This is a genomic window from Brevibacillus sp. FSL K6-0770, assembly GCF_038000275.1.
GTDB lineage: Bacteria > Bacillota > Bacilli > Brevibacillales > Brevibacillaceae > Brevibacillus > Brevibacillus parabrevis.
In genome coordinates, this window is the sequence record NZ_JBBOBQ010000001.1 from 1,818,165 (window position 1) to 1,840,859 (window position 22,695).

Genomic DNA, 22,695 nt, shown 5'->3' on the forward strand with positions numbered 1-22,695 from the left:
AGGAGTTGTTAATAATGAAATATTCTTTAATGGAACCACATTTTATAATGAAATCTTTTCAAGAAATGAATAAAAAAGAAGCTCAACAGCACTTTGATTGGTATATTAGTGAAATTTCTAATCGAATAAACCAATTGGCGAGTTATTATGATACTAATGGGGGAAAAAAAGAAGAATTGGATTTTTCACCAGAGTCATTAAAGCTAATATGGGCTTGGTTTATTCCATTAATTAAAACAACAATAAAAACAAGTGAAGAAATTGAAACTGAAGTAAAAAATGCTCCTGAATGGTTAAGAGAAACAATTGAAGCGGGTAAAGAAAAGCCTAGTACCGAAACGTTAGCAATTGCAATGGATATTGCTATCTATTTTGCTGAAGTGTTTACCAAAAATTTCAAACAATTAAAATGGGGTTTTATAGGAAAGCCTAAATCTCTCGCTTATGTAAATCGTCCTGTATTGGTGGGTTTCAAAAGCATGGAAATGGATCCAAGGGCAATTGTTTATAACCAATTGCTTAAATCTATGAGAGGTAGTAAAGATTCTAATCTCTTGTTTAATCTCTTTGAAATATGGAAAAATGATATTTAATATTCTGTACTAGATACTTCAAAACTTCATTCGAGCAACATGAATTGTTACCCAAGAAATAAATAGGATTTTAAATAAGCTTGTTGAAAATTTAAGCAGCTATGAGATGACTCTTGAATTCATCAGGGGTCCTCTTTTTTAATATCCACTGGTAATGAAAGGAGTAGCAAATCTAGGTAGTAACTAAAATGTCACTGGGATGAAGTGGCAAAGGCCATTAATCGTCATTTAAATTGGGAGTATGATAATATTCAATACGAAACACTTGATGAAGCAATAGCAAAGCTAAAAACAGAATAACTGATTACAAAGACCTTGGGGGCAGCAATCCTCAAGGTCATCTTTTTACCCACACCCAGTGTCGAATGAATCGGGCGGTACGCCTCTATACCAGAAGTCATCTCTGCTGTTTTATGCATCATGGAGAACTGAATTCAAGACTCGGCTTTACACCTGAGACAAAAAAAGCGGTACAGTGAAAACCTTTTAAGACAGAATGGAGATATTCAACTATCAGTAACCATCGCTCAACGAGATAGGGCTTTCAGATAAACTAATGAATTTAGAATTAGGTAATAACCCAATTATTGAAGCAATTAATGTGGACATAAAAGCAGGCAAAGGAGTAAACGTTATTGCAGATGCAAATAAATTACCTTTTGAGAACGCTTCTTTTGATGCAATTGTGTCTGTTAGCCCTTTTGAATATAACCCGTTAACATCTGATGCATTCAGAATCTTAAAAGAAGGGGGCACATTTACTATTGTGGGTACCTATAATAACAAGTATTTTAAGAATGTATTTAACGCATCAGAGCAAGAACTTAGTAGTGCGGGTTTTGGATTGTTATATAAAGGTAAACCAGTTGAAGGTTTATGAACTAGTTTTCAAACTAATGGTCAACCAATCAAATCAGATACATTAAAACAGATTACACTGTATAAATTACATTTTGACTAAGAAATGGGTGAGTAAAATTAGAAACGTCCTTGATGTTACTGGTAAGCTATTTGATCAAGTAGATTTTACAGAAGCGACATTATTTTTCCACGGTCATAGAGAATTACCCGAATCAATAGCAATCGAAGTATGGGGTCTTTCATTTATAGAAACACAACAGACAAAAGATTACTATGTATCAGGAATTGCGACTATCAGCTTTGAAGGAGTGACATCGGGTCTAATAGAGGTTTCGTTATACCAAACAAATGAAGATGATTTCATTAAAATCAAAAATGAGAAATATTTAACGTTAACAAAAAGCTGGGGGAAGCCTCTAGGTTTTGAAGAGTATCAATATCATCTAGGGGGAGTATTAGACTGGCCAAGAGGTTATTCTCAATTAGGTATTAACGCAACTGGAAAAGTGACAGTGTCATTTGAAACAAATAATTGTGTATTAACTAGCGACTATGTAAGAAATCCAGAGAAATATACGTACAAGGGGAATAGAGACTAATCTACGCAAAAAGCGTAACACCCCAAACGAGTAACCAACTACTGGGACTGACCCCGTAACGTGAGACAAATCAAAACACCTTCAAGAGAACACGCCCATGTCGTAAGTAGGGGGACAACCTTGGAGGTGTTTTTGTGTTGGCAACTAGAGTTAGTTATCCCATAGAAATTAAAATGAAAGCAATTGAAATGCGCCTTGCAGGCGTCACCATTGAGATCATCTCAAAGAAACAAGTGAATTAATTGAAACAGGCTATGTAATCAGGCCAGCCAAGACAAGAAATGTTCATAGGAAACAAGTCAGTCCTCATCTGATTTATGAGAGATTACATGCATTAGAAGAATACTTTGGTTTGGACAATTTACGAGTGAAAACGATTCAACGTAGCGGGATGATCTGGATGGGAAAACAACTGCTAGAACGTGATGGTCAACTCGGAAAAGAGCAGTATTATGAGATCTGTGCACGGTTCGGCGTAAACAAAGTCATGAATGGCAACAAGCTAGAGTATATGTGGTGGGGATTAAAAGACTTCGTAAATCCAGACATGATTGCTGCATTGTACAAGAGTAACGAACCTAGGGGATGTAATTCCTCTGGGGAAGCAATATAAAACTAAAAATTTATTGTAAATTGATGGAGAAGGTGAACAAACAAACGATTCCCGTTCTTAGCGGGAAAATAAAAAAATGGTCTTCTCTTCGGTAGCAAGACCATTTTTTTGAATGATTTTACCGCTTGTCTGCAATTACCCTGTCCAGGAAAATATCCGCGTCGCTGTTGAACTTCCAGGCTACCCCGAATTTGTCAACCAGCATCCCGAAACACGATGACCAAGGCATATTGCCTAATGGCATGATCACATGGCCGCCAACGGACAAAGCGGTGAAGTATTTCTGCAGTTTTGATTTGTCGTCCATAACGAGCGTAATCAGCATGTTATTGCCTTGAACGACTTCCCCCGTTACCTTCTTCATCGAAGGCAGGACATCCGACATCATGATTTTTCCACCTTCGAAGGCTATAGACGACTCCATAATCAAGTTCAACTCATTTTCCGGCAACGGGTAGTTCGGGTCTTGAGGAATATCCTTGAACTTCACTGCTTTCACTTCACTTGCGCTCAAAGCCTCTGCATAAAACGCAATGGCTTGCTCTGCAACCCCATCGAAATTCATATACACAACTGCCGCCATAAAATGAATACCTCCTCCTTGTTCTAGCTACATATTAAGCTATAATAGGTGACATCTTATGTGTCGCTTATTCGTATTGCGTTAAAAAGAAATTTCATTGTTGAGCGCAAGGCAAACGGGAGGCTTTAAATGAACAAAGTGGAGCGGCTGATTTCGATTGTAATGATTTTGTTGCAAAAAGAGGTCATGTCGGCGGGAGCCTTCGCCAGCCTGTTTGGCGTCAGCAAAAGAACCATTCTGCGCGACATGGAAACGCTGGGACTTTCCAACATTCCGATCTATGCGGTTCACGGGGTTCATGGCGGCTATGCGATAATGAATACGTACAAATTGGACAAGCGTCTTTTGAATCAAACGGATCTGGAAAATGTGTTGACGGCGCTGAACGGGCTGGGGCAGCTGATGGTGAGCAAAGAAGTAGAAGCCACTATTCAAAAGATCGCGTCCATGGTCGGCACCGCATCTCGCAATAGCATGATTCAACTCTCCTTTTACGATTGGGAAGGACGCTCGGATCTTCTCCCCGTCTTGAACGGATGCCAGCAAGCCATTGTACAAAACAGGCTGGTTGCCTTCGACTATCTGGATCGCAAGGGGATTGCCACGCACCGAAGGGTGGAACCGCATCGCCTTCATTTTAGTGAAAGAAGCTGGTATCTCAGAGGGTTCTGTTTGGAGCGCCAGACTTTTCGAACCTTCAAGCTGTCCAGGACAGACCGGTTCAGGATGGAAGAGGCCCGATTTGTGCCTAGAGACGATAGCGAGAACCACATAACGGAACTTGATTATCAAAGCCCGCTTGTTGCGATTAAAGCACGGATCTCTCCCCGCGTGAAGGAACAATTCATTGAGCGCTATGGACGAAAATGCATGGATGCCTCTGATCCGGAATACCTGATTGCCTCGATCAGCATTCCTCAAAACGAGGACGGTTTTCGCTTTTTAGCCGGTTTTGGTACGGACGTGAGGATCATGGAGCCTTCGTCGTATGTCGAACAATTCAAAGCATTTTTAGCTGCCATGAAGGACGCCTACTCGTAATATTGTATCTTCCATTACATCAGCTATGTAGATATTTATGAAATGCTATTGGCGGACATTCAGCGCCATGCGCGGACAGCCGAGGAAAAGCTCTTTTGTGGAGATGCTGGTCGACGTAAGCCAGAAGCAACAAGAGAAAGAATGGGGGGCAGCTCTCAAGGAACGGGACAAGCTGACCAAGCGGGAGAGCGAACTGCAAACGATTCAGCGCAAGCAATGCATTGGGGCGAATTACAGATCAGCATTATGTGGCGCTGTTACGAGATTTTACAGCAGAGCAAGCGCAAATCAAAGAGCGCTTAAAGCTGCTGGAAGAACTGCTTAGTCAGGCAGAAAGCAAATGTGGGCCTCTTTTCACCGTAAAGATGGTTGCAGCAGAACTGTTGTCACGTTTCTCTTTCCATCTTCCGCCTTATCATGGAGGATACGTATAAAGGGCAAGTGGATAATTCGCTTAGTTTGAATCGGTAGACGTATGTGGAGAATAATCCAATTATGTTCATTGACCCTACGGGAAATATAACGTTTAAGGAAGGATGGGGCACTTTTACTGATCCTGCCAGTTATGAAAAAGCCATTAATACCGTTACGAGTATTGAGAACTACAAGCCTGCACTGGAAGCACTCGCAGACTACTAAGTCTTGGACAATAAAGACTTTAGAAGATTTTTGGATTAGCAACACTTAAACTGGTCAAAGTATTTTTTGAAAAGAGAGGGTTAGGCAATGGTATACCTACTGAGGAATTTATTGATAATTAGGGAGTGGAAGAATGAATAAGACTAGCGTAATGGTAGAGTTTACTCTAACTGGAGACCAGTTTAACCCAGACTTTATTGCAGAGAGATTGGAAATTAAACCAAATGAAATCTATTATAAAGGCGATCAAGCAAAGCATAGAAAAGCTGTGAGAAAGGAGACTTGCTGGTCAATTAATACGGGATATCAAGAGTCTCTTGATGTTAATATTCAACTTAGAGATGTTATTGAAAAAATAAGGCCCAAAAAAAATGATCTTAAAGAGTTGCAGGTAGAGAACAACCTCGAAATCAAATTTTGTATCGTTATTAAAATTGAGGAAAATCAAACACCTGCTATATATTTAGATAGTGATATAATAGCATTTGCGCATGAAATAAAAGCAGAATTTGACTTTGATTTGTACATCTACTCATAAGTAGTTCACGAAGGTATTTCAGTAATTTCGTGTAAATTATGCTCAGTTTATATTGTTTAAAGAGATGGCTTCTTACTTAATTATAGAGGTCATCTTTTTTGTTTCCTATTGTATGAGCATACCATTGAGAAATAGAATGTAGTCCAGCACAGAGCATCACAATGTTTAGGGGTAGCATCAGTTGCTTGTCGCACTTATTTGAACAAAATTCGTTGCCAAAAAGCTATAGTGTGTACCTGTACGAATGGGTAAAAAAGACTGTGATTAACCTAGATACTACGCAAGGCAGCTACTGCCGCATATCGAATTTCTAAACAGATCGTTTGGGACGAAAAAGTTTCTGGCAAGGCACTGGATCGCTCGCTTCGATATCAACGATCAGGGAAGTCAGTAAGTGATTTTTAGAGGAAGGACTATTACATCTGTTATCATACTCCTTGTAGCCCTAGTTATCTGCACAGCTTGCGAAGAACAAAACAACATCTTTACCCCAAATTATAATAATGAACCTACTTCCAGTGTAAATTCAGAAGAGCTCCATACTAGGGTTACTAATTCAAACCATGAGGCGATACTACCAGATTCCATTAAAAACAAGAGGGGGAACACCCAGTGCGACTGTGGTTGAAAGTAATGTGGGTCATCACTATACTCGTTAATTTATCAGGTGTGATCTGGTTTGTACTGGGGTCGACTGCAAATTTTCAACGGGGTATAGACTTAATTTCCACAGTAATACTTGTGTATCTAGGTATACCCTCCATTTTATTGATAGTCGTTTCTAGTTTTCTATTATTGAAAAAGTGGAGTCCGTCTAGGTGGTGGGAGGTCATTGGGGTTTTCATGATCATGACTGCCATGCTTGTACTGACTCCACATTTGTATAAAAACGTAGAGACGAGCGGATGGTTAACAGAGAAACTAGAGACGGATTCCATCCAGCAAACCTCAGATCAGCGCTATATGTACTGTTTAGAACTTATTAATTTGTTTCAGCAAAATGGCTCAGCTCGCTTGTATTTAAAAAATGCGAATACACGGGAGGAACTTAGAATCGCTGTAGACCTACCGTTAACCAAGATTCAAGGAATATCTTGGGGTGAAGTGCCCCGCTTTATTAAGCTTGAGCCAACAAACGACGCAAATATATACATCCTGCATACAACCGAGAGCTTTCCTATTCCAAATGAAAAGTTTGAAATTCATATACAAGAGAAAACATCAGTAAAAATAGGCTAATAGCATGTCCTGAATGAGAGCGATTCAAATTTTAACCTCTATCCCCCATCCAAAACAACCGATGTAATAAAAGGATAAAAAATCCAAAGTCCAAGAAAGCGAGGCACCACCATGAACTTTTTCAAGAAATTGTTTGGCGGCGTGGAAACTGACGAAAAAGCAAAGGACGGCACTGCGATTTATACCTACAACCAGCAAGCTGGCTTTGAACCGCCGGCTCCGATGAAATATGTAGACGATGTCGTGAACCACTTTCAAACGGTTTTTGCCGGGAGAGAGAGCAGCGTTTTCCATGAGATCATTTCCGATACCATCCATATTGATGTCAATGTCATGAGCCCGACAGAAGAAGAGCCATTCTGGGTGCTGTACACAAACGGGATGAGCGATTTGCCGATGACGATTCCGGATGAAGTGCAGGAGCAGATGGAGGAAGTGATCGATCGGGCGGAAGTGATGATATTTTTGCCAGCCTCCTGGGAGCTGACGGAAGAGTCGCTGAAGGATGAAAATCTGTACTGGCCGATCCGGCTGATGAAGCAGATGGCGCGTTTTCCGCACCAGTACAATACGTGGCTCGGTTACGGACATACGATTCCGAATTATGCGGAATACGAGCCGTATGCGGATGGGACTGGACTGAATGGTGTCATTATGTTCCAGCTCTCCGAGGAACTCAGCGTCATTTCTGCCAAGGACGGAACGCAGATTCACGCCTACTTCTTGCTTCCACTGTATAAAGAAGAGATGGACTACAAGCTGGAGCACGGCATGGATGCCTTGCTGGACAAATTGTTTGAACTGGGCGATGAGGCGCTCATTTTAAATCCGAACAGAAAAAATACGTGCAAGTAAAGTGCGAAAAAGCTGCTGACCATGACCTGAGTCAAGTCGGCAGCTTTCTTTGTTATTTTTCCATGCGGATGCTGTAAATATTGCCGACGTCCAAATTGTAAAGGTGGATGGAAAAGCTTGGTTTCCCTGGGCTTCTCAGCACGTAGCCGCCCCAATCTTTGCCGCCGTGCGCTGTATATCCGCTGATGTCCATGCCAAAAATGTCTTGAATGAGCGGCTTGGTAACAGGAATGACTTCATCCAGTGCTTTGATTTTGTACATATCTGTTACATAGTCCACCTTGTACACTTGACCTGTCGTTGCTCCGACTGTCACCGCATAGTTCGCTTGTTTGTTGTCGAGCTGCCAAGTAGCTTCGCCCGTCTCTTTCCTTTTTTTGGCTTCGGTAAAGGCAAACTGTTTTTCGTGGGAGAGGCGCGTCAAGGCTGTTTGCGCGATGGAGATTGCCTTTTGATCCACGTCTTTTGGGTTGTAATTCAATGCGAAACCAGCGACTTTGTTTGTGGCAAAATCGACTTGGACGTGCTGATTGCCCGCAAGCTCGAAGGAAAAATAGTGTTCGCCCATGCCTTTAAAAAACCAGCTTTTCTGGAGGGCAACCTGCTGGGAAGCCTCCTTGAAGGCGTTCTGCGCCGTTTCTACATATTTTTGATAGGGCGGGATCAGTTCGTTTGTGGCAAATTCAGCGGCAACACTGCGAACTTCTGTCGTGCCAGGCTTGAACGTTACGATGGCTTGGTAATCTTTTGCCCGGACAATCGTGTATTCCGCGTCTTTTTCGATCTCGTCAAAAGGAAAGGTTTTCTGAATGCCGCTCGCTGCTTGTACGGCTTTTTGGGCAGCGGCAAAATACGTTTGCTCCTCAGGAGTCAAAGCTGCCTGACTCGTTGTTTCTGCCGGAACAGCAAATGGTTTCAGCCAGAAAAAGCCGAGCAACAAGCCGCAGGTGATCAGTCCTTTGGCCATCCAGCCGTAATACGCTTTTCGTTTGTTCACTTTTTGCAGTTTGCCTCCTTCTTTTCGTACACCTTCCAAGATCGCCTGGCTGCGTTCCCGGGAAAGGCTTTGCTGCGGGAATTGGTTCAATTCCTCCAGGATGATCTGCTCATCTTGTGATGGCATCGTGCATCACCTCCGCAATCGAAACATGCATTTTGTTTTGAATCGCCTTCATCGCTCTGTGTAACGTGAGATTGACCTTGGCTTCCGTCCAGCCCAAAACCTCCGCCGTCTCCTTGCTCGATAATCCCTTGATTCCGCGCAGGATCAAAACGTCCCGATACGAACGCTTCAACTGATTGATCAGCTCGTACAGCATGCGCTTGTTTTCGCTTAACTCCAGTGACTCCTCGGGTGTTTTATCGCGCGAAACGAGATGCTGCAAAAACACATCCGGCAGCCAGTTGATCAGCTTGGCTCGGCGCTTTTCATCAATGGCTACGTTTCGCGCAATGGCAAACAGCCACGTTTTTGGATTCTCGATCTCTGTTTGCTGTGCTGCTCTCAGGGCACGAATAAAGGTCTCTTGAACCAGATCGTCGATATCTTTTCGCCCGGTGTAATAGACGAGAAACCGATAGACATCTTGGCTGTATAAATGAAACCATTGCTCGATTCGCGAGCCAGTATCTTGATTCAAAAGGGTTTCACCTCCTTGTCCCTGTAAAGACGAATAAAGGCTTGGCAATCTTTCACTTGTCCGAATAAAAATATGAACCTTTCAAAAGGAGCAGTCAAATGCTTCAGCCAGAAAAACTTGCTCCCGGCGAGAGCAAGAGTGGCGGATGAAAAGTAGAAATATTCCAAAAACAACTACCTTCCAGACAAGCTTTACGCTATACTACCTTCATGGAAATATTTTCAAAAGCACATTTAGGGGGCGAATCTATTGAAAAAGCTTGTTTCCTTCCTGGTAGTCGCAAGTATGGCTATCCCACTGTTCAGTCCGGTTGCTGTCCAACAAGCAGCTGCGAGCACCACTCATAATTATCGAACAGAAGTCCAGACACACCAATTTCGCCCGCATGGTGGAGACAAGCAGGAAGTGGCGGATTTCGCCCAGGCTTTGGTGAAGCATCGCACCAATCCGGCCGAGCTGGACAAGCTGTTGGCAAAAGACTCCCTGAATTACTATGCGATGCAGGAGTATGTAAAAACGTTGGCCCAGTTCCAGAAGATTGAAGTGGTGGAAGCGGTGCCGCAAAAGCTGTACACCGTGGAAAAAGAGGACGCTTACAACAGCTATCGTTCCATTGTGAAATTTAAATATATCGGGTACACAGCGGACAATAAGGCAATCGAAAAAACAGATTTGATCGGCCTCGTCAAACGCGGCAACAAAGACGGGGCCGTCTGGCAGGCGTGGGGCATGGTGTGGCAGGATACAGGCATCGACGTCTCCAACGTGAAGCTGTTTCAGCTTGAAAAGCCGCGCAAAGGGGAAGAAATCGTCGTCATGACTACCGATGCGGGAGTGATCAAGCTGAGGCTGTTCCCGGACAAAGCTCCGAAAGCGGTCGAGAACTTCAAGGGGCTCGCCAAAAAAGGCGTCTACAACAACATGATTTTCCACCGCGTCATCAACGACTTCATGATTCAGGCGGGAGAGCTTACTGGCCCGGATGGCAAGGAGCTGCCGAGCATTTACGGCAAAGATTTTGCAGATGAGTTCAACCGCGACTTGTTCAACTTCCGCGGGGCGCTGTCCATGGGCAACGCAGGACCGAACACGAACAGCACGCATTTTTATATCGTCCAAAGTCCGAATGTAGATCAGGAGTACCTCGATCTGTCCGCGCTCCCGCTGAATGCAGAAGCCAAGTACAAGGAAATTGGCGGGCGGGCGTACCTGGACAACCGTCATACCGTTTTTGGTCAAGTGTTTGAGGGGATGGAAGTCGTAGACAAGATTGCCGCCCAAAAAACCGATGAAAACGCCAAGCCGCTCACAAATCCGGTCAAGGTGAAAAAGATCGAGTTCGTCATTTACAATCCGTAACGAACAGGAAACAGGACCCAGAAGCCTTATACCCCCTTTCATCCCGACGTCTTGGGAGAACAGGGGGTTTTTTTGCGGGGAAAATGGCTCAAAACGGCTCCCAGCGCAGCTTGCGCGCTTGCTGAAAACGCTCCTGGACATAGGGCCAATGGACGATGTTCCACCAGTTTTCCACGTATTTGTCGCGCTGGTTTTGATAAGACAGGAAGTACGCGTGTTCCCAGACGTCCAGAACGAGGAGCGGAATCGCATCCCATTGGGCGAGATTTTGGTGTTTTTCCGCCGTCAGTATTTCCAGGTGGTGCGCCCGGGGAGACCAGACGAGGATCGCCCAGCCAGGGCCTTCCACTTTGACAGCGGCCTGGGAAAATTGCTGCTGGAATGCGCCAAAAGACCCGAAATACCGCTGGATCGCTTCGGCCAGCTCTCCCGTAGGAGCACCACCGCCCTCTGGACTCATGGACGGCCAGAAAATGGTATGCAAATAATGGCCAGCCCCATTGAAAGCCAGCTCGCGTTCCCAGTGGCGAACCAGATCGTAGTTGCCGCTTTGCCGGGCTTCGACCAGTTTTTTCTCCGCCGTGTTCAGGTCGTCGACATATTTTTGATGCAGCTTTTCGTGGTGAATGCGCATCGTATGTTCATCGATGTATGGCTCAAGAGCGTTGTGCGCGTATGGCAGCGGGGGCAGAGTGTGGCGTCCGGCAGCGACAGGGCGGGTTGCGCGAACAGGTTCCCGGGCTGTTGGATACGACACGGGCATGGGGGCGCCGACAGGATCGACCTCTGCGAGAGTTGCTGTGTGGACCAACTGAGTTTCGGGGAAATCTTCTTGAACGGGAACGATGGCGGTGGTGGCGTCGTCTTGCTGCTCCTCTTCGGTCAGTTGCGCCAGTCGCAAAAAGTGGTGGAATTGCTCCTGAACTTGTTCGGCCCGCGCAATTAACGTCGGCAATGTCTCCTCGGCAGCCAACTTATCCAGGCGCGAAGCCTGTCTTCCTATTTTCGTAAAAGACTCTTCGAATTTGTGCAGATGCCGTTCCAGCTCGCGGTTTATTGGTTTCTGTTTTCGCAGATGGTCGATCCACTGACGGCCCCACTGACTCCAATCCAGCAGTTGCTTGGCTTGCTCCTCCACAAACATTCCTCCTCACATGGGCGCATCTCTCCCACAGATTATGAACGCAGCCCAGAGAAGGTGCGACATTCGCGGAGTACAAGAAAATTAAACTCAGCATATGGTAGTAGCACAAATGTTTGAGTGGTATGCTGTACTATATTCATTTCAACAGGGGAGACACATTTGCATGAGTAGAGATGGAGCGATTGCTGTCATTGATTCAGGAGTGGGAGGGTTGACTGTAGCCAAAGAGATCATGCGTCAACTGCCCGAAGAAAGGATCATATACGTAGGAGACAACGCGCGGTGCCCGTACGGCTCCAAGTCCCCGGAAGAGATTCGGACATACAGTTTTCAAATGATTGATTATGTAATGACCACACCGCTTAAAGCGCTGGTGATTGCTTGCAATACAGCAACTGCTGTCGTTTTGGAAGAAGCGATCTCTTATTTGCCGCTGCCGGTAATCGGGGTGATTGAGCCGGGAGCGCGTGCTGCCGTTTCAGTGACGAAAAATGGACGGGTCGGAGTGATCGGTACGGAGACGACGATTCGCACGAAGGCGTATGAGCGCGCTCTGCTGCGGGCGGAGCCGGATTTATACGTGGTGGGAAAGGCTTGTCCTGCGTTTGTGCCATTGGTGGAAAGCCATCAGGCAAGCTCGGAAGAAGCACGCCAAGTCGTCAAAGAATCACTGGCGTCGTTGCAGGGCGAGAATCTGGATACGTTGATTCTCGGCTGTACGCACTATCCGTTGCTTGCGCCCGTGATCCAGGAAGTCATGGGGGATGGCGTCCGGCTGATCAACTCAGCGGAGGAAACCGCCCGTGAGCTGTCGCTGCAAATCGTCTCCACAGAAGCTGGCAAGAAGCTGGAACAAGTACAGCATCTGTTTGTCACAAGCGGCGAGACAGAGCGTTTCCGGCTGATTGCGGAGGAATGGCTGGGCAGCAAGGTGGACGTCATTCACCACACGCTGGAAAAATCCGTGCAGCCTTAAAACGGCGGAAGGCCGTCCATTTTGCCAGACAAACTTTCAACGCATAAACCCAAGCCCTGCTCGTATACATGGTAGTACAAAGTGTCTGGAGGAGGCTGGGGAAATGAAGATGCGACACATAGGCAAAATGACGGCTGTCCTGGGGGTAAGCGCCGTGCTTTTGTCGGGCTGCGGTCTTTTTGGCCCGGAACAGGAAACGAGCAGTATCGACGCACCGCCACAGTCACAGGTGTCGGCCAATCAGCCAAATGGCACCGTGTCACCGGATGTCGCGGTGCAAGGAAAAGAGCAGGCAGTTCAAGAGACAAACGAGAAGACCGTTTATTTGCTCGATGCAAACGGCTATGTCGTGCCCGTGTCCTTGACGATTCCCAAATCGGAGGGACCTGCCAAGCAAGTCTTGAACTACATGGTCAAAGGCGGCCCTGTGGAAAGCTTGCTGCAAGGAGGGTTCACGGCTGTGCTGCCAACCGGGACAGAAGTGAAAGGACTCGTAATCAAAGACGGCGTGGCGACGGTGGACTTTTCCAAAGAGTTCAAAGCGTATGAGGAACAGGACGAGAAAAAAATTCTCGACGCTGTGACGCGGGCGTTGACGGAATTTCCCAATGTCAAAACGGTGCAAATCTGGGTGAACGGAACACCGTTGACCGAGATGCCGACAGCAAGTACGCCGATTACGCAGCTGGACCGCAATCATGGGGTGAATCTGGAGCTGGCAGACGGAGCCGTGCCGGGCAACACGTCAGCGGTCACCGTGTACTTCCAGGGGCAACTGAATGACACCCGTACGTATTACGTTCCCGTCACGCGACTCGTTCCAGAGACAGCCGACATCGCCAAGGCGACAGTGGAAGAGCTGATCAAGGGGCCGAAGCAAGGCTCGCAGCTATTCAGCTCGCTGCTCAGAACGACCCGCGTACTGGACGTGAAGCAGGAAAAAGACTTGGTCACCGTCAATTTGAGCAGCGATATTCTCAAATACGACGATGGCAAGGAAGCCAGTCCCGAGGCGCTGCAATCCCTTGTGCTTTCCTTGACCGATTCGACCGGAGCCAAGCAGGTGCAGCTTCTCGTCGAGGGCAAACCGCTTGCCAGCGGAGATTTCACCAAGCCGGTATCCCGGCCGTTGCAGCTCAACCCGCTCGCTTTTTAAATCAACCAGCGCAATGCCACGCCCGCCAGTTTTCGAGCGTGGTTTTTTCTTTTGCACGACAGTTCACGGCTATATGCTGCGGGATGGCACTGGCTGGTCGTCAGCCGTTTCAGCCATCTCGGCCGTTCGTGCCGCTCGCCAGATCAGAAGGCCGAGACAAATCGAGCAAGTGGTGACGAACGCCCCAGCGGCAAAACCGACAATCCGCGGATCGGCAAAAGTCAAAATCCAGCCGCCAGCGAGCATGGACAGGCCGAGCAGGACGTTTGAGAGCGTGGCTTCCAGAGCGAAGACCCGGCCCAAATAATCAGGTTTGACGTACTTCATCAGCAAGGTGTTCAGGCTGGCATTCCCCATTCCGCCTGCTACAGTCGAGCAAGCGTAGCAGGCGGCTGTGACAAAAATCGACGGCGACACGCTCGTCAGCAGGACGAAAAATCCTTCGAAAGCGAAGCTGACCGAAGCGATCGCCCGCGTATGCCGCTGGAACTGCTGGGCTACGATCCCGCCAGCGATGAAACCTACCCCGATTGCCCCGTACAAAAGCCCGATGCCCCATTGCCCCGCAGCGAATACTTGATAGGCGTAGACGGAAATCAGCACATTGATCAAGCCGCCGCCAATCGGCCACAGCGCTGTCAGCAACAAAATCACGAGCACAACCGGAGTTGCTTTGATCTGTTGCCAAGCTTTTTTGTAGGAAGCGCTGTCTGTTGCCTGCGATTCCACTTGTCGCTGCTTGGCGGGTGCAGTCGTGCCGTCGGTCGTAGTAGCGACAGTCAACCGCTGCAAAAGGAGAGCGGAGACGAAAAACGACAGCGAATTGAACCAAAAAGCCACTTCGCTCCCCCAGAGCGCGACGAAAAATCCGCCGACAAGCGAGCCGATCGCCATCACAACTCCGAAGACGCTCTGATCAAGGGCGTTGGCGGAAGCAAGCCCGCTTTTGTCCACGATGTCGGGGAGAATAGCCAGGCGGGACGGATTGTAGAGCGAAGAAAACGCGACGAGCAAAAAAGTGCCCGCATACACGAGCCATACGTCGGCATCACTTGCGACGAATAAAAAACAGAGCGCGATGAGTCCGCGAGCGAGATCGCAAACGATCATCACTGATTTGCGGGAAAAACGATCCGCCAAGTATCCGCCCAGCGGCCCGAACAGCAAGTGCGGCAACGTCCGCAGGGCAAGCGTAATTCCGACTGCCAGCGCTTCGCCCGTTATTTGCAAAAGCAGGCTGAGAACCGCGACGCTGTTGAACCAGTCGCCGATTCCGCTGAGCAGATTGGCTGATACGAGCCGCCGCATGTTCGGATTTTTCAACAAGAAAAGAAAGTTCATTTTTCACCATCCTCTAATTAATTAAATATCTAATTAGGTGTCATTCTAATTTAAGGCATCTGTTTTTCGCAAGCGCTTTTTCTTGCTTCGCGGGGGAAGAAAGCATCCCGTCGCGCAAGTCATTGGAAAATTGCCAATTGAGGCAAATAGCCCAGAGCGGTTTGGGCAGTGGCAGATCGTTTCGTGCCTCTGGTATAATGAGCGGAGTGTAACAAAGCGATTTAGGAGGAACTTGGAATGAGAGTGGATGGCCGTGCCCATGACCAGTTGCGCCCAGTAACGATTACGCGCAATTACATTAAACACGCAGAAGGATCATGCCTGATCGAAGTCGGAGATACGAAGGTGATTTGTACGGCGACTCTGGAGGATCGGGTACCGCCTTTCATGCGTGGCGGCGGGAAGGGCTGGATCACAGCCGAGTATTCCATGCTTCCCCGAGCGACAGCGACCCGCAACGCGCGTGAGTCTTCCAAAGGAAAAGTCGGAGGACGGACGATGGAAATCCAGCGGCTGATCGGCCGTGCGCTTCGTTCGGTGGTGCATCTCGAAGCGATGGGAGAACGTACAATCTGGCTGGATTGCGACGTGATCCAGGCGGACGGAGGGACGCGCACAGCTTCCATTACGGGAGCGTACGTGGCGATGGTCGATGCCATGCATAAGCTGGTGGAGAACGGCGTATGGAAGCAACTGCCGCTCAACGATTTTCTGGCGGCGACATCCGTTGGCGTGATCGGCGAGGAGACCGTGCTCGATTTGAACTACAAGGAAGACTCGACTGCAACGGTTGACATGAACGTTGTCATGACAGGCAAAGGCAAATTCGTCGAGCTGCAAGGCACAGGCGAGGACGCACCATTTTCTCCTGAGCAACTGCAAGAGATGATCGCCTTGGCGAAAATCGGGATCGGCAATCTGATTCAAAACCAGAAGCAGGCGCTCTCGGATGTTCCCCTGACATTTGCAGAATCGGTAGCGGAGGAAAGTCATGTCTGATCTGAAAAAAGTCGTGCTTGCGACGCGCAACCAAGGGAAAGTAAAAGAATTTAACCGACTGTTTGCCGAGTACGGCTGGGAAGGAATCAGCCTGGCCGAGTATGAAGGCGTTCCGGAAGTGGTGGAGGACGGAGAGACGTTTGAAGCCAATGCCCTGAAAAAGGCAATCGAAATTTCTACATACTTGAATCTGCCGGCTCTCGGTGACGATTCCGGACTGGAAGTAGACGCGCTGGATGGCCGTCCAGGCGTCTACTCCGCCAGATACGCCGGAGAGGAAGCGACTGACGAACAAAACTGGCGCAAGCTTTTGACCGAGCTTGACAGTGTGCCGATGGAGCAGCGCACGGCGCGTTTTCGCTGCACGCTGGCGCTGGTGATTCCGGGCGAAGAGCCGATCATCGCGACAGGCGCCTGCGAAGGCATGATCGCGCGCGAGCCAAAAGGTGCAAACGGTTTTGGCTACGATCCGGTCTTCTACATCCCTGAGCTGAACAAACAGATGGCAGAGCTTTTGCCGGAAGAAAAAAATCAGATCAGCCACCGGGCGAAAGCGATGCAGAAGCTTTTGGAGCTGCTGAAATAACGGGCCGTACAGCCTGACAGAAAGACAACACGGGAGAGTGAGTGCGATGGGAATCCTCGTCGTAAGTGACAGCCACGGCCTGATCAGAGAAGTCGCTCAGGTGGTCAAGAGACACCCTGTCGACAAAATTTTGCACTGCGGCGATTTTTGTGTCGATCACAAGCGTGAGCCGTTCGCCGGGATGACTTTGGTGAGAGGAAACTGCGATGCGACATCAGAGGTTCCGACCGAGCAACAGACCAAATGGCGCGATCTCCACATCCTGCAAACCCACGGACACCTGTTCGGAGTAAAAAGCTCGCTGCTTCGCCTGCACTACCGGGCAGAGGAAGTCGGTGCGAATGTAGTCGTTTTCGGTCATTCGCACGTCCCGGCCTGTGGCGTGGAACGGGATATTTTGTTTGTAAATCCTGGCAGCCTTCAGATGCCCCGCGGCTTCGCTGTGCCGACCTATGCGATCATCGAGGAGACAGGAGTCACCCCGCAAACGGTCCAGGTGGCAGTTGCGTTTTACGACTATCAGGGCAATCCGGTAAGGGAGCTGGGAGGAAGCTATTCGATTCGGCGCTAAAGCGAGTGGCTTCTTGTAAAATAAAAGATTTATGCTATACTAGAATGGTTATAATGGCTAGAATATTATCATCCGAGCCTGCGAAGATACCATGGCGCGGCTGGCGATGTTCTGTTGATTCGATTTAGGAGGGGAAGTTTACGTGGCAGCAAATTGGGAAAAGGTAGAGAATAACCAGGGAGTCCTGACGGTTGAAGTAGATGCTTCGCAAGTAGACGCAGCATTGGATCAAGCGTTTAAAAAAGTTGTGCAAAAGGTTCAAGTTCCAGGATTCCGCAAAGGAAAAGTACCTCGCAAAATGTTCGAATCCCGTTTTGGTGTAGAATCTCTGTACCAAGACGCACTCGATATTCTGCTTCCAACCGCTTACGGACAGGCTGTTCGTGAAGCTGGCATCGAGCCGGTAGATCGTCCAGAAGTAGACGTTGAGCAAATGGAAAAAGGGAAAAACCTGATCTTCAAAGCTACGGTAACTGTTAAGCCTGAAGTGAAACTCGGCGACTACAAAGGTCTGGCTATCGAAGAAAAAGACTTCGCAGTGACTGACGAGAGCGTGGATGCTGAACTGAAGCGCATGCAAGAGCGTCACGCTGAGCTGGTATCCGTAGAAGAAGGCGCTGCACAAGAAGGCGACATCGCGGTTATCGATTTCGAAGGCTTCCAAGACGGTGTTGCATTCGAAGGCGGAAAAGCAGAAGACTACTCTCTGGAACTGGGTTCCGGCACTTTCATCGCTGGTTTCGAAGAGCAACTCGTAGGTCTTGCAATCGGCGAAGAAAAAGAAATCAAGGTTACCTTCCCAGAAGAGTACCACTCTCCTAACCTCGCTGGTAAAGAAGCGGTATTCCAAGTGAAATTGAACAGCCTGAAGCGCAAAAACCTGCCAGTTCTGGACGACGAGTTCGCAAAAGACGTGAGCGAGTTCGACACACTGGAAGAGCTGAAAGCTGACACCAAGAAAAAGCTCGAAGAAAAATCCGCGCAAGAAAAAGAACAGTATGTTCGTGAACAACTGGTTCTGAAAGCTGCGGAAAACGCGGAAATCGATTTGCCAGCAGTAATGGTTGAGCATGAGCTGGACCAAATGGTGAACGAGTTTGGCCAACGCCTCCAATACCAAGGAATGACTCTGGAGCTGTACTACCAGTTCTCCGGTATGGATGAAAGCCAACTGCGCGACCAACTGCGTGCAGACGCTACTTCCCGCGTTCGCACATCCTTGACTTTGGAAGCAATCGGCAAAGCGGAAAAAATCGAAGTGACAGAAGAAGATGTAACAGAAGAGCTGAACAAGCTGGCTGGCGTATACGGCCGTCCTGCTGACGAGCTGCGCAAAATCTTCACTGCTCAAGACAACCTCTTGGCACTGTACCGCGACGTTCAAATTCGCAAAACGGTTGATTTCCTGGTTGCAGAAAGCAAAGTAAGCGCATAAGCTTAGGAAGACGCATGATTGGTTAGTGGTCAGGCTCTCTTGACCACTGGCTGTACCAACCACAAGGCACGATGCACTCGTGCCTTGTTTTTCCACCATCGACTTTTTGGTAAAATCCTTCTCACTTAAAGGGCCATCCCTTTTACCGCAAAGGAGGAAAGATACATAATGCTGATCCCTATGGTCATCGAGCAAACCAGCAGAGGCGAGCGTTCCTACGATATTTACTCGCGCCTCTTGAAAGACCGGATTATTCTGCTCGGCACCGAGATTGACGACGAGGTAGCCAATCTGGTGGTCGCGCAACTGCTCTTTTTGCAGGCAGAAGATCCGGACAAAGACATTTCGCTATACATAAACTCTCCAGGCGGTTCTGTTACAGCAGGTATGGCTATCTATGACACCATGCAGTACATCAAGCCGGATGTGTCCACGATTTGCGTGGGCATGGCTGCCAGCATGGGAGCATTTCTCCTGGCTGCTGGCGCAAAAGGCAAGCGCTTTGCTTTGCCAAACAGCGAAGTGATGATCCATCAGCCGCTCGGCGGCGTGCGCGGACAGGCAGAAGACATTCGCATTCATGCCGAATGGATTTTGAAAACGAAGCGCCAGCTGAACCAGATTTTGTCTGAGCGTACAGGCCAGCCGTACGAACGTGTTGAGCTTGATACGGATCGCGACAACTTCATGAGTGCAGAAGAAGCCAAGGCTTATGGATTGATTGACACGATTATCGAACGCAAAAACTGACCCGTTGTGAGGTGAAGCGCATGTTTAAGTTTAACGACGACAAAGGCCAACTGAAGTGCTCCTTCTGCGGCAAGTCCCAGGAACAGGTGCGCAAGCTGGTAGCCGGTCCTGGCGTTTACATTTGTGACGAGTGTATCGAACTGTGCAACGAAATTGTGCAGGAAGAGCTGGGCACGGAAGAAGAAATTGACATGAAGGAAATTCCAAAGCCTGTGGAAATCCGCAAAATCCTGGACGACTATGTCATCGGTCAGGACCTGGCGAAGAAATCTTTGTCGGTAGCGGTGTACAACCACTACAAGCGGATTAATTCCGGAGCGAAGATCGAAGATGTGGAGCTGCAAAAATCCAACATTTTGCTGATCGGACCTACAGGTAGTGGGAAAACGTTGCTCGCCCAAACGCTGGCGCGTATCTTGAACGTGCCGTTTGCGATCGCAGATGCCACCTCGCTGACTGAGGCTGGTTATGTGGGCGAAGACGTGGAAAACATTTTGCTCAAACTGATCCAGGCTGCTGACTACGATGTGGAAAAAGCTGAAAAAGGCATCATCTACATCGATGAGATCGATAAAGTTGCGCGCAAATCGGAAAACCCTTCGATCACACGCGATGTTTCCGGTGAAGGTGTGCAGCAGGCTCTCCTGAAAATTTTGGAGGGAACTGTTGCCAGCGTGCCACCGCAAGGCGGACGCAAGCATCCTCATCAAGAATTTATCCAGATCGACACGTCGAACATCCTGTTCATCTGTGGCGGTGCTTTTGATGGCGTAGAGCAAATCATCAAGCGCCGTTTGGGTAAAAAAGTGATTGGCTTCGGCGCTGATTTTGGCGATGGAGTCAAAGGCGATCTGAAAGCAGGCGAGTACCTGAAGTACATCCTGCCGGAAGACTTGCTGAAATTCGGTCTGATTCCGGAGTTCGTCGGCCGTTTGCCAGTTCTGGCGACATTGGAGCCTTTGGACGAGGAAACATTGGTGCGCATCCTGACAGAACCGAAAAACTCCCTGGTGAAGCAGTATCAAAAACTGCTCAGCCTGGACGGTGTTGAACTGGAGTTCGACGCTGGCGCCCTCTTGCAAATTGCCAAAGAGGCAATCAAGCGCAATACAGGGGCTCGCGGACTGCGTGCGATCATCGAGCAAATCATGCTCGATATGATGTATGAGCTGCCTTCCCGTGAAGACGTGACCAAATGCGTCATCACAGAAGAAACGGTGCGCGACAAAGTGAAGCCGCGTCTCATGACCAAAGAAGGTCAAGAGCTGCACGGCGAAACGGCATAAAGACGCTTCAAGCAAAACCATCCCGTTTTTCGGGGTGGTTTTTTTCCATATTCATCCTGTGCGCTTTGCGGGTTTATGGTTTACGTATACGGATGCGGGGCAATACTACTTGATATCGCTGAAGAGATTTTACATATGCGTAAATAAGCTGCATGGACGCATGGGAGGGACTGCATATGGACTATACCACACTGGTCATTGCTGTCATTGAAGTGGTCGTTGGGATTGTCATCGGCACCTACTTCTGGAATTTGCTGCGAGCGCAGAGAAACACGAAAACTTCCACGGAAAAAGAATCGCGAAAAGATCTGGACTCGATTCGCAAAATGAGAATGATTGCATTGACGGAGCCTTTGTCGGAAAAAACACGTCCGGCTACTTTGGAAGAAATCGTCGGCCAAGAAGACGGACTGCGCGCTTTACGAGCCGCGCTGTGCGGGCCGAATCCGCAGCACGTCATCATTTACGGTCCGCCGGGAGTGGGCAAAACGGCTGCTGCCCGGGTCGTGCTGGAAGAAGCGAAGAAAAACCAACTGTCGCCTTTTAATGCAGACGCCAAGTTTATCGAGATTGACGCCACGATCGCCCGGTTTGACGAGCGCGGCATCGCCGACCCGCTCATCGGCTCTGTTCACGATCCGATTTACCAGGGGGCAGGTTCGCTCGGGCAGGCGGGTATCCCGCAACCGAAGCCGGGTGCTGTCACGAAAGCACATGGCGGGATGCTGTTCCTTGACGAGATCGGGGAGTTGCATCCTGTACAGATGAACAAACTGTTAAAAGTGCTCGAAGACCGCAAAGTCATGCTGGAAAGCGCTTATTACAGCGAGGAAAACAACCAGATTCCTTCGCATATTCATGATGTATTCAAGTATGGACTGCCAGCGGATTTCCGCTTGGTCGGGGCAACGACGCGGCTGCCGGATGAATTGCCAGCGGCTTTGCGCTCCCGTTGCCTGGAAATTTTCTTTCGCCCGTTGAAAGGGGCGGAAATCGGCAGCATCGTGCGCACAGCCGTTCCGAAAATGCATATGAACATTGATGAGGATGCGGTGTCCGTCATCGAGCGGTATGCCACCAACGGCCGCGAAGCGATCAATACATTGCAAATCGCCGCCGGAATTGCCTTGACCGAGGAACGCAAAAACATCATCGCGCAAGATGTGGAGTGGGTCGTGCACAGCAGCCAGAAGTCGCCGCGCCCTGAAAAACAGGTGCATGATACGCCACAAGTCGGTCTGGTGAACGGGCTTGCCGTTTACGGGCCGAACATGGGCAGCGTCATGGAGCTGGAAGTGACCGCTACGCCTGCTGCTGTGCCCGGACAAGGCCGGATGGCCATGACAGGGATGGCAGAGGAAGAGGAGATGGGCAGCCGCAGTCGCACCATCCGCAGGAAGTCGATGGCAAAAGGTTCGATTGAAAACGTCCTGACCGTCCTCAGCCGCATGGGTGTTCGCCCGTACGATTACGATCTGCACATCAATTTTCCGGGCGGTGTTCCGGTCGACGGGCCATCAGCGGGAATTACCATCGCGACCGCCATTTACTCCGCGATCACGGAAGTGCCGGTCGACAATTTGCTCGCCATGACTGGAGAGGTAAGCATTCACGGCAAAGTGAAGCCTGTCGGCGGAGTCGTCGCCAAAGTAGAGGCAGCCAAACAAGCGGGAGCCACACGCGTGTTGATCCCCGAGGAAAATTGGCAGAGCATTTTTGCCGACATGAAAGGCATTGAGGTCATTCCTGTCTCAACGGTGTCGCAAGTCATTGAACTGGCTGTGCCGCAAGTCGCTGTACAGGAGGAAGAAGCGCCTGGCTTTACGCTCCAGCTTCCGGCGGAGGATCTGGCTTCCTCGCCTATGACCCTGTAGCAGTCGCGTGCGCCCGC

Annotated in this window: 23 protein-coding genes; 18 read left to right on the top strand and 5 right to left on the bottom strand. The window is 48.7% G+C overall.

Translation table 11 applies throughout. The annotated features are described in order from the left end of the window. The first annotated feature begins 14 nt into the window (after nt 1-14). From NST23_RS08815 to NST23_RS28415, 4 genes are all read left to right on the top strand, one after another. Nucleotides 15-593, top strand: a complete 579-nt coding sequence (locus NST23_RS08815; protein ID WP_173597497.1) for a hypothetical protein — start codon at nt 15-17, stop codon at nt 591-593. A 556-nt stretch (nt 594-1,149) separates the two neighbouring features. Next, nucleotides 1,150-1,473 carry a methyltransferase domain-containing protein gene (locus NST23_RS08820; protein ID WP_173597496.1) on the top strand — a complete coding sequence of 108 codons (324 nt, stop codon included), beginning with the start codon at nt 1,150-1,152 and terminating at the stop codon, nt 1,471-1,473. 88 nt (nt 1,474-1,561) lie between these two features. Then, on the top strand, nt 1,562-2,053 hold the full coding sequence (locus tag NST23_RS08825; RefSeq protein WP_173597495.1) for a hypothetical protein: 492 nt from the start codon (nt 1,562-1,564) through the stop codon (nt 2,051-2,053). A 241-nt stretch (nt 2,054-2,294) separates the two neighbouring features. Then, a complete protein-coding gene (locus NST23_RS28415; protein WP_371736957.1) occupies nt 2,295-2,666 on the top strand; it encodes a hypothetical protein in 372 nt (123 codons plus the stop codon). 118 nt (nt 2,667-2,784) lie between these two features. On the opposite strand, the gene NST23_RS08835 is transcribed toward NST23_RS28415, so the two are convergent. Beyond that, nucleotides 2,785-3,249 carry a VOC family protein gene (locus NST23_RS08835; protein ID WP_242772053.1) on the bottom strand — a complete coding sequence of 155 codons (465 nt, stop codon included), beginning with the start codon at nt 3,247-3,249 and terminating at the stop codon, nt 2,785-2,787. A gap of 129 nt (nt 3,250-3,378) precedes the next feature. Between NST23_RS08835 and NST23_RS08840 the strand changes: the two genes are divergently transcribed. The 4 genes from NST23_RS08840 to NST23_RS08855 all read left to right on the top strand — a co-directional run bounded on the left by NST23_RS08840 (nt 3,379) and on the right by NST23_RS08855 (nt 7,561). Continuing rightward, complete coding sequence (locus NST23_RS08840) at nt 3,379-4,290, top strand: helix-turn-helix transcriptional regulator (RefSeq protein ID WP_340963549.1); 912 nt, start codon at nt 3,379-3,381, stop codon at nt 4,288-4,290. A 772-nt stretch (nt 4,291-5,062) separates the two neighbouring features. Next, nucleotides 5,063-5,467, top strand: a complete 405-nt coding sequence (locus NST23_RS08845) for a DUF4279 domain-containing protein (protein ID WP_242772050.1) — start codon at nt 5,063-5,065, stop codon at nt 5,465-5,467. Between the two features lie 612 nt (nt 5,468-6,079). Beyond that, nucleotides 6,080-6,706, top strand: coding sequence for a hypothetical protein (locus NST23_RS08850; RefSeq protein ID WP_122964276.1), 627 nt, complete (start codon nt 6,080-6,082; stop codon nt 6,704-6,706). A gap of 111 nt (nt 6,707-6,817) precedes the next feature. Beyond that, the gene (locus NST23_RS08855; protein ID WP_122964275.1) at nt 6,818-7,561 is read left to right on the top strand and encodes a suppressor of fused domain protein; all 744 of its coding nucleotides are present in this window, start codon (nt 6,818-6,820) and stop codon (nt 7,559-7,561) included. A 52-nt stretch (nt 7,562-7,613) separates the two neighbouring features. On the opposite strand, the gene NST23_RS08860 is transcribed toward NST23_RS08855, so the two are convergent. Continuing rightward, the gene (locus NST23_RS08860) at nt 7,614-8,684 is read right to left on the bottom strand and encodes a hypothetical protein (protein ID WP_340963551.1); all 1,071 of its coding nucleotides are present in this window, start codon (nt 8,682-8,684) and stop codon (nt 7,614-7,616) included. Then, nucleotides 8,668-9,201, bottom strand: a complete 534-nt coding sequence (locus NST23_RS08865) for an RNA polymerase sigma factor (RefSeq protein ID WP_122964273.1) — start codon at nt 9,199-9,201, stop codon at nt 8,668-8,670. Before NST23_RS08865 ends, NST23_RS08860 begins: the two co-directional genes overlap by 17 nt. 249 nt (nt 9,202-9,450) lie before the next feature. Between NST23_RS08865 and NST23_RS08870 the strand changes: the two genes are divergently transcribed. Beyond that, nucleotides 9,451-10,560, top strand: a complete 1,110-nt coding sequence (locus NST23_RS08870) for a peptidylprolyl isomerase (protein ID WP_242772047.1) — start codon at nt 9,451-9,453, stop codon at nt 10,558-10,560. Between the two features lie 88 nt (nt 10,561-10,648). On the opposite strand, the gene NST23_RS08875 is transcribed toward NST23_RS08870, so the two are convergent. Continuing rightward, nucleotides 10,649-11,698 carry a superoxide dismutase gene (locus NST23_RS08875; protein ID WP_340963553.1) on the bottom strand — a complete coding sequence of 350 codons (1,050 nt, stop codon included), beginning with the start codon at nt 11,696-11,698 and terminating at the stop codon, nt 10,649-10,651. A gap of 169 nt (nt 11,699-11,867) precedes the next feature. On the opposite strand from NST23_RS08875, the gene racE reads away from it, so the two are divergent. Together racE and NST23_RS08885 are read left to right on the top strand one after the other, a co-directional pair. Beyond that, a complete protein-coding gene (gene racE / locus NST23_RS08880) occupies nt 11,868-12,680 on the top strand; it encodes a glutamate racemase (protein WP_063231179.1) in 813 nt (270 codons plus the stop codon). Nucleotides 12,681-12,783: 103 nt separating this feature from the next. Next, the gene (locus tag NST23_RS08885) at nt 12,784-13,836 is read left to right on the top strand and encodes a GerMN domain-containing protein (RefSeq protein WP_340963556.1); all 1,053 of its coding nucleotides are present in this window, start codon (nt 12,784-12,786) and stop codon (nt 13,834-13,836) included. A gap of 69 nt (nt 13,837-13,905) precedes the next feature. On the opposite strand, the gene NST23_RS08890 is transcribed toward NST23_RS08885, so the two are convergent. After that, complete coding sequence (locus tag NST23_RS08890; RefSeq protein ID WP_242772044.1) at nt 13,906-15,177, bottom strand: MFS transporter; 1,272 nt, start codon at nt 15,175-15,177, stop codon at nt 13,906-13,908. A gap of 237 nt (nt 15,178-15,414) precedes the next feature. Here NST23_RS08890 and rph point away from each other — a divergent pair, with 237 nt between their 5' ends. From rph to lonB, 7 genes are all read left to right on the top strand, one after another. Next, the gene (rph, locus tag NST23_RS08895) at nt 15,415-16,176 is read left to right on the top strand and encodes a ribonuclease PH (protein ID WP_063231181.1); all 762 of its coding nucleotides are present in this window, start codon (nt 15,415-15,417) and stop codon (nt 16,174-16,176) included. Nucleotide 16,177: 1 nt separating this feature from the next. Next, nucleotides 16,178-16,762 (top strand): XTP/dITP diphosphatase, encoded by a 585-nt coding sequence (locus NST23_RS08900; RefSeq protein ID WP_173597505.1) that lies wholly within the window; start codon nt 16,178-16,180, stop codon nt 16,760-16,762. A gap of 46 nt (nt 16,763-16,808) precedes the next feature. Further along, the gene (locus NST23_RS08905) at nt 16,809-17,333 is read left to right on the top strand and encodes a metallophosphoesterase family protein (protein ID WP_242772042.1); all 525 of its coding nucleotides are present in this window, start codon (nt 16,809-16,811) and stop codon (nt 17,331-17,333) included. Between the two features lie 142 nt (nt 17,334-17,475). Continuing rightward, on the top strand, nt 17,476-18,768 hold the full coding sequence (tig, locus tag NST23_RS08910; RefSeq protein ID WP_063231184.1) for a trigger factor: 1,293 nt from the start codon (nt 17,476-17,478) through the stop codon (nt 18,766-18,768). A 168-nt stretch (nt 18,769-18,936) separates the two neighbouring features. Beyond that, a complete protein-coding gene (clpP, locus tag NST23_RS08915) occupies nt 18,937-19,518 on the top strand; it encodes an ATP-dependent Clp endopeptidase proteolytic subunit ClpP (RefSeq protein ID WP_122964266.1) in 582 nt (193 codons plus the stop codon). 20 nt (nt 19,519-19,538) lie between these two features. Next, nucleotides 19,539-20,804: an ATP-dependent protease ATP-binding subunit ClpX gene (gene clpX / locus NST23_RS08920; RefSeq protein WP_063231186.1), complete on the top strand. Its 1,266-nt coding sequence runs from the start codon at nt 19,539-19,541 to the stop codon at nt 20,802-20,804. Nucleotides 20,805-20,980: 176 nt separating this feature from the next. After that, nucleotides 20,981-22,678, top strand: coding sequence for an ATP-dependent protease LonB (gene lonB, locus NST23_RS08925; RefSeq protein ID WP_122964265.1), 1,698 nt, complete (start codon nt 20,981-20,983; stop codon nt 22,676-22,678). Nucleotides 22,679-22,695 lie beyond the last annotated feature (17 nt).